The sequence below is a fragment of the Pirellulaceae bacterium genome (assembly GCA_029243025.1).
Classification (GTDB): domain Bacteria; phylum Planctomycetota; class Planctomycetia; order Pirellulales; family Pirellulaceae.
Genome location: JAQWSU010000045.1, coordinates 806,162 through 819,603 on the forward strand (window position 1 = coordinate 806,162; position 13,442 = coordinate 819,603).

The following is a 13,442-nucleotide window of genomic DNA, read 5'->3' on the forward strand; positions in this document are numbered from 1 at the left end:
GCTACATCCTCTCGGTGGAAAAATGACAAGACTGTTTGTTAAATTCTATTTGGGTGTTTTGGTCGTACTCTTCTTGGCCTGGTACATCTACGGTCAGGTCTATCGAGAACGCGCTGGTAAAGAACTGGCAAGAGTTGCTGAAGAAGCCATGGGTGGTGGCGTGCGTTTGGTCGCTGAAACGTTAAGCGGTGTGCCGGCCGAACAACAAAAGGAAGTGTTGAATAAATTACAAGAGAATTTCGATTACCCTGTCAAATTGCTCAAGACCGACGAATTGGATGCGTCAATCCAAAATCGTCTGGCCATCCCTAAAACGGTTGTTTATGGGATAGAATCCAACTCGATATATACGGCTTTATCGAATCAGCAAATCGTCGTCTGCCTCGGACCTCTCCCGAACTACGATTTGTACGAAATCGAAAATACGTTTGAAGGCTGGATGTCGTTAATCGTTGACCAACTCGAAGAGAACAAGGATCAACCAACGGAGGAAGTATTAGCCAAGTTAAGAACAGAATATGATTTTCCGATCAGTATTGTCGCAAATCAAAGCTTACCCGAATGGCCCCGATTCCGCCTCGAGGAAGGAGGGGATGACAATGAAACTGTTTTTTATGGCGACCCCAATACTGATGAATGGTTTGTGGTGACACCATTGCAGAACAAGGATCAGCTTTTGCGAATTGGCCCCTTGCCAAATTTCAAACGCACCGATCAGAGAGCAGCCACGACGACTCTGACGCTTGTCCTGCTGCCAGCCGCTGTAGCCATCTTGCTGCTGCTCCGACCCGTGGCACAACAACTGCGTCACATTGAGCATGCAGCTAACGCAATCACAAACGGCAACTTGGGCGCCCGAGTTAACGAACAGCGTGTTTCTTCGGCAAAACCGCTTGCCCAAGCATTCAACGCAATGGCAGATCGAACTCAAACGATGCTGCGAACGCAACGTGAATTGCTGCAAGCTGTTTCACACGAATTGCGAACCCCACTCGCTCGTATCCGTTTTGCCATCGATCTGATCGAATCCGCAAAGAGCGAGACCGAGCGACGCCAACGTCTCGAGTCGCTCGATACGGCAACCGAAGAACTTGACGCGTTGGTGGGTGAGTTACTGAGTTATGTTCGCATGGAAACAACTGACGTAGGGTTGGAATACGAATTCGTTGACGTGCACAACGTCGCAAGCCTCTTGATCAACAAGTACTCCACGTTGCATCCAAATATTGACATTTCTGAAGTAGGTGAAAACGCGAACCGTGATCTGATAATTTCGGTTGATCGGCGAGGATTCCAACGCGTCTTGGAAAATCTACTCGGTAACGCAACGCGTTTTGCCGAGCAGAAGGTAACCATTTGCTTTTCTACGACTGGGACATCATTATTTGTCGACGTTCATGACGATGGGTGCGGAATCAACGAGGAAGATCGCGAACGAGTGCTGCAACCGTTTGTGCGGATTAACGAGCAACCCAACGACAATCGGAATGGGGTAGGTCTCGGCTTGGCTTTGGTCCAAAGGATCATGAACCAGCACAGCGGATCACTTGAAATCCTCGCGAGCCCGTTGGGCGGTTGTCAAGTCCGCACCACCTGGCCCACTTCAAGCAGACCCAACTCCAGCAGACCCACCTCAAAAACGGAACAAGAAACTCAATCAACTCGTTGATATAATGTCGACTCATTTGATTGGCATTTACGAGGACAGGTTTACATGACGTTTCCAGACCGACGGTACATCTTGGTGATGATCATTAGCTTGATAAGCTCAAGCCAGATCGCCGCCGATCCCAACCCAGCCCCTCAGTACAAAGTCGAAGTGCACGACTTTATCATTTATGGTGGCTCGAGCGCAGCAGTGATCGCAGCAGTGCAGGCGGCTAAGATGGGAAAAACCGTTGCCGTCGTCTGCCCAGACAAGCAGTTAGGAGGACTCACTTCTGGGGGACTTGGCTGGACCGACACGGGAAACAAGTCGGTGATTGGCGGTCTGGCGCGCGAATTCTACCACCGAGTCTGGCAACATTATCAGCAAGATAGCGCTTGGGAATGGCAAACTCGTGATGAGTATGGCAATCGAGGCCAGGGAACACCCGCGATCGACAAAAAACAACGCACCATGTGGATCTTCGAGCCTCATGTCGCAGAACAGGTTTTTGAAGAGCTCATCCAGGAACACAATATCCCCGTCTATCGAGACGAATGGCTAGATCGTGAACAGGGAGTTCACACAAAAGGAAACCGCATTCGCACCATCAAAATGCTCAGCGGCCGTCAGTTTCAAGGGCGCGTGTTCATTGATGCGACTTATGAAGGCGACTTAATGGCGGCGGCTGGTGTGAACTACCACGTGGGTCGCGAATCAAAGCAGACCTATGGCGAACGATGGAATGGAATCCAAACAGGTGTCTTGCATCACGGACATCACTTTGGTGCCGTTGACAAACAGATCAGTCCGTTCGTACGTCCTGGCGACCCTAACAGTGGATTGTTACCCCGCATTAGCTCTGATCCACCGGGTGAGTATGGCGAGGGTGACCGCCGAATCCAAGCCTACTGTTTTCGCACTTGCTTGACCAACCATCCGGAAAACCGCGTACCATTCGCGAAGCCGAAAAACTATGACCCAACCCAATACGAACTACTGGTGAGAATCTACAACGCTGGGTGGCGAGAGACGTTTATGAAATTCGATTCCATTCCAAATCGCAAGACAGACACCAACAACCATGGCCCAATGAGTTCAGACAACATCGGTTTCAATTACGACTACCCAGAAGCTTCGTATGAACGCAGACGGGCCATACGAGATGAACATGAAACCTATCAACGGGGTTGGTATTATTTCATCGCTAACGACCCACGTGTACCAGCGAAGGTGAGAGCGAAAATGCAGACCTGGGGTTTAGCAAAAGACGAATTCCAGAAAACGGACCATTGGCCTCATCAAATGTACATTCGCGAAGCACGGCGGATGATCGGCCCTTTCGTCATGACCGAGCATGAAGTATTGAACCTTCGTCCCACACCCCAATCCGTCGGTATGGGATCCTACACGCTCGATTCACACAATGTGCAAAGGTATGTGACTCCCGATGGCTACGTTCAAAACGAAGGTGACATCGGCGTGAAGACAAATGGACCTTATCAAATCGCTTACCAATCACTCATCCCGAAACCAGATCAATGCGACAATCTGCTCGTCCCGATTTGCCTCTCCAGCTCGCATATCGCCTTTGGCTCCATCCGCATGGAGCCAGTTTTCATGATCCTGGGACAATCAGCAGCGACCGCCGGCGCACTGGCGATCGATCAGGATATCAGTCTGAGTGAACTACCCTATCAACAGCTTCGCAAGGTTTTAATTGCCGATCGCCAAATTCTCGACCAACCCTAGATGCAACGATGCTCGACCACCTGGAGCGATTCATGATCCGACCCCTTACTTGGCTCATCCTTTTCATCATGATGCTCACGGCACCCGTCTCGCTTAGTGCGAGCACTGGTCCCACAGTTGAAAGACACGTTGTTGTTTTTGGCGCAGCGGAACAATTCGCGGGCTGGCCCGCCAATCATGGCATTTGGAACTGGGGCAACGAAATCCTGGTTGGCTTCAGCATCGGCATCCACAAGAAATTGGGCGAAAAACGTCACAACATTGATCGCGACTTGCCCGAGGAGCACGTTCTGGCACGTAGCCTTGATGGGGGACAAAGTTGGCAAGTCGAATTTCCCTCCCAAAAAAGCATGTTGATCAACCAAGGTGGAATGCGACACGGCATCACCGACCCCAAACACAAAGAAACGCTTCCTCAACCGATCACGAAAAAAATCAACTTCGGTCACCCCGATTTTTGCATGACGATGCGTTTCCAGCAGGTGCACGGCGGTCAGTCTCGTTTGTACTACTCGTATGATCGAGGGCACAACTGGCAAGGTCCGTATGCGATTCCTACTTTAGGACAGCCAGCCATCATGGCTCGCACCGACTACATCATTAATGGCCCGGAGGACTGTCATTTCTTCCTAACAGCATCCAAGCAGAACAAAAAAGAAGGCCGTATTATCTGCGCACGCACGCGTGATGCTGGAATCAGTTGGCAACTTGTCGGCCAAGTTGGTCCTGAGCCGCACGGTTTTTCCATCATGCCCGCAACCGCACGGCTCAGCACAAACCGACTTGTGATGGCAACACGTCGCCGAGAAGGCCAGGGGCAACCACGCCGTCGTTGGATTGACTTTTGGGAATCGAATGACAATGGGTCTAATTGGCGTTACATCAACGACGCGGTTGCTGACGTCGGTGAAGGGAACCCACCCGCTTTGACACGACTCCGAGATGGAAGATTGTGTTTGACCTACGGTGATCGCAAACCGCCTTATGCGATGCGCACTCGGCTCAGCAAAGACGGCGGCCAAACCTGGGGTCAAGCATTCACCTTGAGAACGCATGGTGCCGGACAAGATATGGGCTACGCACGCACCGTGCAGCGGCCTGATGGAAAACTGGTCACTCTCTATTACTTCTATACCGCCGATAACATCTATCGACGAGTGATTGCCACGATCTGGGACGCAGGCTGACCCGAATCGGCGAACCCCAGTCGCTTGATCTTCCATCTTTCGGGGGTTCTGCTTCCCAAAGCTCTCGGCTCTTGTCAGAATTGCAACCTCGAGGGTCGTCCATTCTGGTCATTCGAAAGACCATCCGGCAGACTTGCCAGAGACATACCACTCACACAGCGTTTTCGTGTTTTGGCTAACCATTTTTCAATTCGGTTGGATTTCATGCATTTTTTCCGCAAATTGGCCAGCTTGTTTACGGTGGTCTACAGGCCACAGCCTGATGACAAATCATTTCTTGAGCGGTCTCAAAAACAAAGCCGTGAGGGCTTGACCGTCACCTTAGCAGTGATGAGCGATCGCGAGAGCAAACGTTTTTTTGGCACATCGCTGGCTCGACGTGGACTGCAATCGCTCTGGATGGATTGCGAGAATGACACGTCAGATCCACATCGTTTAGATTTCTACAGTGTCGACCCCACCTATTACACACCTCTGGAAGCCGCCCATGTGTGCCATTATTCGATTGGAAAACGGCTCCTGAGTTTTGGCTTGCTGGCGTGGCTATTCCTGCTATTACTCCCGCTGCTGCCCTTTAAGTTAGCGGGAGCCAAATCGGCAAATCGCCGCATGAACGAACTGTTTAAGCAGCAGAGTTTTCGCTTTGGACCAATCGCTCCCGGCAGTCGCAGGTCCGGCGTTGTGTTTACTGCTCTTGATGAAGGAGCAAAAAATGTCGACTTGAAGCTGCTTACCCACAATGATGTGAAGGAGTTTAATTTCTCCTTTGAAATACCCGGATTGGCCATTCGCGATACGCTGGTAGTCGACGGACATGAGAAGCTTCGTGAGATCAGTGAAGAAGACCTGAAGACCTGGATCAATCAATTCGCACGATGCACGTCGAACAAATTGGGCAACAAGGAAGGTGACCCACTCAACCTCGTCGTTGTGGGTGATCGAATCACCATTCGACAATGCTTCGGTGGAAGATGGGACGAGGCCGAGTCAATCACTTTCGCCACCTGCCTGAAAACGGGTCGTGCCTTTTTGTTCGATGCAGAGTATCGCTACTCGCCCGTAAGTTCGCTCTACATCGACGGAAAAATGCAGGATCTTGCCCTGCAAAAAGCACGCTCAAGCATTAATGAACGTATTCACTTGCGACTCTGGCCCACGCCTCTGGCAGTCAATCAGCAACCGGTTTGGATCGGCCAAATCAGTCGAGACATCGGTGTCCGATTCACTCCCAAAACCTGGAACCTGACGACGCACCGCATCGATCCGAATATCGACGAAGCTCGTGACTACGTCACGGATTTCCTGATCGCCGCAAAGCGAGTCTCTCGATATGGATACACAGAGGGAGTCGAGCCTGCGACCGCTGAGCAGCCGCGACATAACTTGACGGGTGACCCATATTTCACGGACGGAAATCGAGTTCTGCTAATGCTGTCTTCCCGAAGCACTGCTCCTACTTACCTGCCTTGGAGCTAGGCCGTACGCCGGTCACACACGTGATCAGCAGTGAAGCAGAGATCATCGACTGGCAAACGGTTCAAACAAAGCCGGCTTTTACCCAATTCGCCATGGATCGCAGATTCGGTGGAACATCGATATTCAATGTTCGATCCACGATGGAACATCTTGAAGTCAGGCCAGTAAAGCTGTGGCGACAGCCGACCGCGCAACACCGGCCCCTCGGTTACTCGGGACCGGCATTTTCTTTTTCACAACCATGGCTGTCGTCGATCATCGAAATCGGTACGGCTGACAACCATGTTGTGGCTAACGATCAGAGGACACCCTTAGCCGTTTAAAGCTTCGTGAACTTTCCCAACCATCTTTTCCGAGGGTTTGAGCGTCTTGTCCCCTTTGTCCTTCCATTTAGCAGGACAGCCTTCGTCAGATTTTTTCGACAAGTACACGTTCGCTTTGAACTTCCGTAACATCTCGTCGATGTTTCGGCCCATGTTGTAAAACTTGACTTCTGAATTCATCAACTTGCCTTCGGGACTGATGATGAAGGTACCACGCAGGGAAAGTCCGGTGCCTTCGTCATACACGCCAAACATCCGAGCAAGTTTTCCTGTCGGGTCGGAGCCCATCGGATACTTCACATCCGCCAACTCACCTTCAGCGTTTTTCCAAGCGAGATGAACAAACTTCGTGTCACAGCTAACTGTGATGACTTCGCATCCCATTCGCTTAAAACGGTCGTACTGCTCTGCCAGAGCAGCAAACTCGGTCGCTCAGACAAAGGTGAAGTCGGCTGGATAAAAGAACAAAATACTCCAACTTACCTTGTTCTTTTAAATCGCTCAAACTGATCGAGCCAAAATCCTCGGGCACCGGATCGTAGGTATCGAGCGTAAAATCGGGGACTTCGCCCCCGACCGGAATCGCTCGAACTTCACTCATTTTGGTTCCCCATGTATCGCACTAGGTGGACGATTGATTATTCTCCAAACCCGCATGGTTCAACAAACGCTCATGTTTTCAAGCGGTGGACCGACGGCCAATCGAATAAACTGCATACCCTGGCCTCGCCCAGGTCGACGGTGTCGGGTTCAGTAAATACCGGAGCCAGCCTGACAGGCGAACAGAAATCGCGAACTGACAGCAATCCGCGAGGTTTTGGAGAATCAAAATATGGCTTCCCATTTCCGCTGGTCCGCGGAAGAACTGCGACTCCAGCTGAGGATCAGCCCCCGAGCTTCTCGCGACCAAGTTGGCTCTCTGATGGGTGAACGACTCAAGATTGCAATCACGGCTCCACCTGTCGATGGCAAAGCGAACCAGCATTTGCAACAATTTCTCGCCAAGCAATTTGGGATTTCACGGTCCCAAGTGTCGATTGAAAGCGGCCTCTCGAGCCGAGACAAAACAGTTTGCATTCGGAGTCCTGCTCGCCTGCCCCCACCGTTCCTTGTCACCAAAACCTCGTAGTTGGGCCCTCTGCCGAAATCGGCTGACGGGCCCCGACTGGTCAGGGACCTGATTCAGTTTGCGGATTTTAGCGTTTACTGGGGCGATCATTTCAAACGGGAAGGCTCAATCTGAGTCATTTTCCCATCCCCTCCCATCCGAAGCGCGTTAAGATAGAAGTTGACGACGTGCCAAGATTTGATCGGGATTCTAGATTCGACCCACCTCTGCACCACAACGAATCCCCTCACAAATAAGACGTGGCTCTTGGATTCAAGCGACCATTCGGTTGCTCCAGTGTCAGGCAAAGCACGTTGAGGTCAGCCGATGGATACACGAAACAGCAAATTGATTGTTGCGTTGGCCGGTGCAATGGTTCTGATCGTTACCGGTGTGACCCTGTTCGGTTTGCGGCAGATCAAAGAAACGGCACCCGAACGGATCAAGGTCGAGAACTCCCAAACACACCGACGCCCCAGGCACAAATCCCCACCAAACAAACTCAGCGAAGAGCGACTATCCAAGCGACGATTGCGAGAATTACTGCATCAGCGCGGTCGTGACTTACAGAGTCGATCTGCTGAACTACGACAACAGAATCTGGCCTACGAGAAGTTACTGAACAACTTCACCAATTTGCAATCACGATTCGATGAGCTGGAACAAGATTCAGCGCAAGATACAACTCTGCTGGTTGATCTGGTAACACGCATGAATGAAAACGTGGAAATCGACAACCAACCGTCACCTCCCAGATTGCCAGATATGCAATTGATCGACATGGAGAATGAAGCAGCAAACCCACAAAACGCCGAACTGACCTTAATCCAATGGCAACTGGATGTGGCCAACGAGCGCGTTCGTGAGCTAGAGAACTCTATTCTGCAAGAAATGGTTAAATCAACGGAAGCCACCCGTGCCCTCATCGATGGAGGCGAGGCCGTCGTGGAATCGATTGCCGATTTATTAAATGACGAAAATGCAGAGATCCGCTTGTGGGCCGCTGAAGTGCTGGGCAAAATTGGTCGCCCTGCATTGAACGCGACTGACATCTTGATCCAGGCCATGTCAGACCCCAATCAAGAAGTACGCAAAGCGGCAGAAGCGGCCCTCGATCGAATTGAAGGACGTTCTTGATCCAACCGACACACGCACCCTACTAAATGACAACGATGCGATTCACGTTCTTAATCAGCCTGATAGGCTGCCTGTCTCTCACCTCAGTTTTGACAGCCCAATCTATTTCGAAAGCGGCGTCAGACTCTCGCCATTCTCAATGGGAGTTTGGAATCCGCATTGTCGCGAGCGGTAAAACAACCGGCATCGTAGCAACAGCCCCCATTCCGATCGAATGGCCGGAGCAGCAACTGAAGCAAATCGCAATCGCCAAATCGAGTAATGTGGAACGCGCGACATTCAAGATACTGGATAAAGCCGTGAAGCAAATGACGATTCGCGTCAAACAACTGAAAGAAGGCGAAACAGCCTCGGCAACCCTGACGTTCGATGTGACCAAGGAATGGACTCAGCAACCTGAAGATCCCTCGGCTTGGAACTTTGCCAAACCAGCGCCGCGCAAATTACGAAAATACCTGCTGCCCAGCCCATTCATTGAAAGTAACAGTCGCACAATCAAAATCTTTTCGAATGAGATTCCAATCAACGAACAAGACCCTGCCTGGGACCAAGTACGCACGATCTATGAGACGGTGCGAAAAAAAATCAAATATGAATTCGACCCTACCATTCGAACTTGCCAAGAAGCGATCGATCGAGGCCAAGGTGACTGCGAAGAAATGACATCTATTTTTGTGGCGATTTGTCGAACACGAGGGATTCCCGCGCGAGCTGTTTGGATTCCGGGACACACTTACCCTGAGTTCTATCTGGTCGATGAAAACAAAGAGGGTCGTTGGTTTGGCTGCCAAGTGGCCGGCGACTATGAATTTGGCAGCATGTCTGAGGACAAACCGATTCTGCAAAAAGGCGATCGGTTTCGTGTGCCGGGACATCGAGAAACGCTTCGTTACGTGCAGCCAACTTTGACCGCTCGTGACACCCAGTCGCCGCCGACCATCGAATGGATCATGCGGCCAATCAATCCAACAAACGCCACGCCTCAGTAATCGCCCCTCGACCGTTACAGAACAGGCATCAAGAACTCGCCTGGTCCGAGTGAAGGCAGGAGCTGGCACTCGTAATGGCTAGAACTGATATTCGATGCCAGCGGTTAATCCCTGAGCCCAAAAATCGTCCGTAATAAAACGGAAGGTCGATGCTCCGCTTACCGTGGTCGGCGGGATCTGATCCGGATCGACTTCCGGACTGACATGATCTAATACACGGGATACGTCGGACCAGTACATGAAGGTATACCCGACTGACGCTCGCAACTGGCAGCTGAAATCGTATTGGGCTGAAATGCCAATTTCGGAAACAAAAGCTAAGTCATCCTTCGCATAGCTACCAAGATTCGACGGTTGTGCGAGAACGCCCCCCGCATATTCAACCGTCTCTGACGGGTCCACCGAATTATTCACGGTCGTGGTTCCACCGTCGATGAGGATATCTTGACGTGAATTCCCGAGTGCCGTCTTACCGAGTAGTTCCCAGGACCAACAACCACGCTGCCAGCGGCCAACAAGGCCGACCTCCCCGCCATGAAAATCGTTTTCCGCGCGGAAGCGATCAAAACGCGAAATACCTAAACCGGATTCAAAGCCGCTGGCAGCTTCAAGGGAGGTGAGTTCTTCGTTCACGCGAAGTGAATCGCAGAGTCGAGCGTATCGATAGCCACAGAGAGCATCGATGCGATGGTAACAGCCGGTCGACAAGGCTCGGCGATATAAGGCACTTGCACCGCTAAAGGCCATGTCGACGCGAGCTTGAATTTCGCCCTCGACGATACCATCGTAAGAACTCAAGACGGACGCCTCCAAATCGGAAAGGCTGTTGGTGTAGGGGCGAGCGAGAATCGGCGTATCACTCCGAAAATCAATCTCCTCCCCATCGATCAAGAAGTATTGGAGTTCAATTCCACTTATTTGATCCGTATCAAACCACCAGCCTCCGGTAAGCCTTCCTCCCGGCTGCAGACTATTGAAAAGCGTCTCGTTGCCGGCCAAAGTTGTCGTCGAACTGAAACCAAGCACACCCGCGTCGGGGGAAGCAGTTCCATCTGGACTGGTCGTCACCAGCGATAATGCTTTTTGACTCTTGGACGACCAAGCGAGCGCCTCAGCATCAAACCATAAATGGCCCAAATAGAACGCTCGATAGACGCGGGTGTGACGACATTGGCCGTTACACATTCCGGGGTAGCTGCAGCATTGGCGGCCCCAACAAAGAGCTCCCCAGCCCGATTCGCACTCGTTGCAGCTCGTACAGCCGTTCTGCCAAATGTCCCCGTTGAGGACTTTCTCCGTGACTGGTGGCAGCATCGACTCCGTCTCAACGACCTCGGGTGTCACCTCCTCAGCGTCGGGTCCGACCTGTTCAAGCAGGTCAGACTGAGAGGCGTAAGAGTTTCGGGCGACCCAATGAACAAAGTCGCCACGAGCATCCATGCTGACCGACGGCAGACTGGCAACTTGTTCAGCCGCTGCCGGCAACCCCAAGAAGATCACCACCCACACCACGATCACTTGTGGTAATTGTGTGCTGACCGTCGATCGATTGTATTCCTCATCCGCTCGCATGGCTTCCTCCGTGACACCCGCGTTTCGCTGAGTAAGTCTATCGGCTACGCAATTACGGTAAGATAAACAACTGATTTTCAACCTCTACAACCGGCCTGGACTGCACATCTATTAACGAAGACTCCGCGATTTCAGCAAACGAAGCCTCTTCTTCCCGTTTCGATCTCAGTTGAGTGTTGCGATTCCACTTCGTTGACAGAATTCGCTCGTGAGGCGATTCGTCCAAATTATCACGTAGTCGGGACGTTGAAGAAACACAAAAAGGGCCAAGGACCCATCGGCAGAGCTAATCACTGTCCCAAGAATCGATCACTCCGCCCTTCTCCGAGCAGCGTTGCTTTTAACGACGCGGAGTATCGAATCAATGAAACGGTTATTTTGAATATCGATTCGATCGATCAAGCAATTCTTTGCCGTTCAAGCCGCATCCCTCGTGACAAACTCTCTAAACATTTTACCCGGCATCTTTCGCAACCCATCCGCTCCAGCCCGGGCGACAAGGATTCCATTCCAAGGCTATAATTCGAGCTATGTATCACGACTATTTTTTGACAAATCGAGCTTTGCAGATTCAACGTCTCTGCGAGCGAACGGATGGCAATCGAATCGAAGTGCCAGACCGTCAATCGCGAGCGGGCATCGACCGACCGTTGGCAAATCTATTCAAGCTTATTGACAAAATCCTCAAATTACCGGTGGGTGACAAGCAATCCGGAGGATTGCTGACCAAGCTCAAGCTGCCCTCTCTGCTGGCGGCTTGGGATCGTTCCTCACAGGATGGGCAAAAGCCGCTGCTGAAACCTGCCCAACGCGCGTTATTGATCGACTTTGAACGTAGTTTGGTACGGGTACGCCTTTCCGAAGATGCGACTTCGGCGCGAATTGGGACGGGAATCTTTAATTTACTTTTAAGCGACCACGAATATTTCAACGGCCTCAAACCGCTTCCGCAATACACCGATGATTTCGCTTACGAACTGCTTTATCCCACTTGGATTAATCTGAATACGGTGATGCTGCAACCGACTGCCGCGACGAAGGAAACACGCTTCACACGAGAGCAACAACAAACGATCATCAACTTCCTTGATGAATGGTCTGAGGGCGCGGGTGATTCTGAGGTTAAGCTTGTCGCAATTCTGACGTTAATTGCCAACCGTTTTGAGCCGCCTGAATCGCATGAAATGATGCAACGAACGATTGACCTCTGCGTCGACCGTGACGGCGATCCGACTACGGACGCGATTGACCGACTCTGGCGATTGCAGGAGGACTGCGACTCGGCTCCGGAGGTCACCAAACTGATCCTTGACTTCGTGCTGACCAACTCTTCACTGCGTCCCACCTCGATTTACCATCGTTTTCCAATCACTTCCTCTCGAGTGAATCCTGTTGATTTGCCCCGATCGGTCGCCCAGTGCTTAAGCACCCTTGAGGCAGATGAGGATCAAATGGATGACTATAGAAAGATGCTGTCGTTGAACCGTACCGTGATTCAACAAGCGGAAGCTTTTGATTCGGATTTTGAAACGCTCTTAAATGATCACGAAACTCAACTGGTTGATCTATTGCAGCTGATCGCAAACGGCGATGATCCGATCGCCGCTGCACCGCCTCTGGTCCAAGGCATCATTGCAGAGATTGCCACGCGCGAGCTAGGCGAAGAAGGGCAAGTTCAGATAAAGCGACTACAACCGTTCACGAAACGGCTGGCGCCTCGAATGAATGGCCTTTCCAGACCGACGGTAGTCTTTGTCCATGCCGACTTCATTCGCAAAAATCCCAATCGCAAAGCATTACTGAGCTGCGCTGGCGACCCAACAAAACGATCGAAAACAGCCGCCCAATTGTTAAAAATCGCCAAGAACACGAAGAATCTCGATCGGTTCCTCAACCTACTCTCAGTCGCAGCAGTCGTTGATCCCGAATTTGACGAAACCCAATTGAAGGGCATCCAAAGCTCGATTGCCGTACTGCAACTAGCTCATATGGAAAAATCAATTGGTCGCAAAGAAGTGAACGATCTGGAGGATGACATTCGAGCGCACTTGCCAGACTCTCTCGCTTTGCTGGCCACTCCGTTGCAAGCAGCACTACAGAAGAACGAACGGCTGGCAAAACTTTACCTCGCCCTCAACGAGGAAGTGCAGATCTTGCAACACTCCGGCACTGTCTCGAATTTCGGAGTCACACGTGCCTCCTTCAGTCATTTGGAAAAGCTCGCCGACGAAAAAGAATAACGTTTGCTGAGCA

The 13,442-nt window shown here is 51.4% G+C and carries 11 protein-coding genes and 1 pseudogene; 8 read left to right on the plus strand and 4 right to left on the minus strand.

All coding sequences use genetic code 11. The features are described from left to right. The first annotated feature begins 22 nt into the window (after positions 1-22). From P8N76_21970 to P8N76_21980, 3 genes and pseudogenes are all read left to right on the plus strand, one after another. A complete protein-coding gene (locus tag P8N76_21970) occupies positions 23-1,669 on the plus strand; it encodes an ATP-binding protein (GenBank protein MDG2384352.1) in 1,647 nt (548 codons plus the stop codon). 108 nt (positions 1,670-1,777) lie between these two features. Continuing rightward, positions 1,778-3,394 (plus strand): annotated as a pseudogene (locus tag P8N76_21975) (FAD-dependent oxidoreductase). A gap of 35 nt (positions 3,395-3,429) precedes the next feature. Beyond that, positions 3,430-4,584, plus strand: a complete 1,155-nt coding sequence (locus P8N76_21980; GenBank protein MDG2384353.1) for a sialidase family protein — start codon at positions 3,430-3,432, stop codon at positions 4,582-4,584. Positions 4,585-4,658: 74 nt separating this feature from the next. Here P8N76_21980 and P8N76_21985 read toward each other — a convergent pair whose 3' ends face one another. Next, complete coding sequence (locus P8N76_21985; protein MDG2384354.1) at positions 4,659-4,790, minus strand: hypothetical protein; 132 nt, start codon at positions 4,788-4,790, stop codon at positions 4,659-4,661. On the opposite strand from P8N76_21985, the gene P8N76_21990 reads away from it, so the two are divergent. Then, positions 4,789-6,060, plus strand: a complete 1,272-nt coding sequence (locus P8N76_21990; GenBank protein ID MDG2384355.1) for an LssY C-terminal domain-containing protein — start codon at positions 4,789-4,791, stop codon at positions 6,058-6,060. The genes P8N76_21985 and P8N76_21990 overlap by 2 nt on opposite strands. A 311-nt stretch (positions 6,061-6,371) precedes the next feature. Here the strand turns inward: P8N76_21990 and P8N76_21995 are convergent, their stop codons facing one another. Next, positions 6,372-6,767, minus strand: coding sequence for a redoxin domain-containing protein (locus tag P8N76_21995; GenBank protein ID MDG2384356.1), 396 nt, complete (start codon positions 6,765-6,767; stop codon positions 6,372-6,374). A 4-nt stretch (positions 6,768-6,771) separates the two neighbouring features. Next, the gene (locus P8N76_22000; protein ID MDG2384357.1) at positions 6,772-6,984 is read right to left on the minus strand and encodes a hypothetical protein; all 213 of its coding nucleotides are present in this window, start codon (positions 6,982-6,984) and stop codon (positions 6,772-6,774) included. Positions 6,985-7,215: 231 nt separating this feature from the next. On the opposite strand from P8N76_22000, the gene P8N76_22005 reads away from it, so the two are divergent. From P8N76_22005 to P8N76_22015, 3 genes are all read left to right on the plus strand, one after another. Further along, positions 7,216-7,512 carry a DUF167 family protein gene (locus P8N76_22005; protein ID MDG2384358.1) on the plus strand — a complete coding sequence of 99 codons (297 nt, stop codon included), beginning with the start codon at positions 7,216-7,218 and terminating at the stop codon, positions 7,510-7,512. 306 nt (positions 7,513-7,818) lie between these two features. Further along, positions 7,819-8,628, plus strand: coding sequence for a HEAT repeat domain-containing protein (locus P8N76_22010; protein ID MDG2384359.1), 810 nt, complete (start codon positions 7,819-7,821; stop codon positions 8,626-8,628). Positions 8,629-8,654: 26 nt separating this feature from the next. Beyond that, positions 8,655-9,617 carry a transglutaminase-like domain-containing protein gene (locus tag P8N76_22015; protein MDG2384360.1) on the plus strand — a complete coding sequence of 321 codons (963 nt, stop codon included), beginning with the start codon at positions 8,655-8,657 and terminating at the stop codon, positions 9,615-9,617. Positions 9,618-9,695: 78 nt separating this feature from the next. On the opposite strand, the gene P8N76_22020 is transcribed toward P8N76_22015, so the two are convergent. Beyond that, positions 9,696-11,189 (minus strand): BBP7 family outer membrane beta-barrel protein, encoded by a 1,494-nt coding sequence (locus P8N76_22020; protein MDG2384361.1) that lies wholly within the window; start codon positions 11,187-11,189, stop codon positions 9,696-9,698. Positions 11,190-11,719: 530 nt separating this feature from the next. Between P8N76_22020 and P8N76_22025 the strand changes: the two genes are divergently transcribed. Further along, positions 11,720-13,429 (plus strand): hypothetical protein, encoded by a 1,710-nt coding sequence (locus P8N76_22025; GenBank protein MDG2384362.1) that lies wholly within the window; start codon positions 11,720-11,722, stop codon positions 13,427-13,429. The last annotated feature ends 13 nt before the right edge of the window (positions 13,430-13,442 follow it).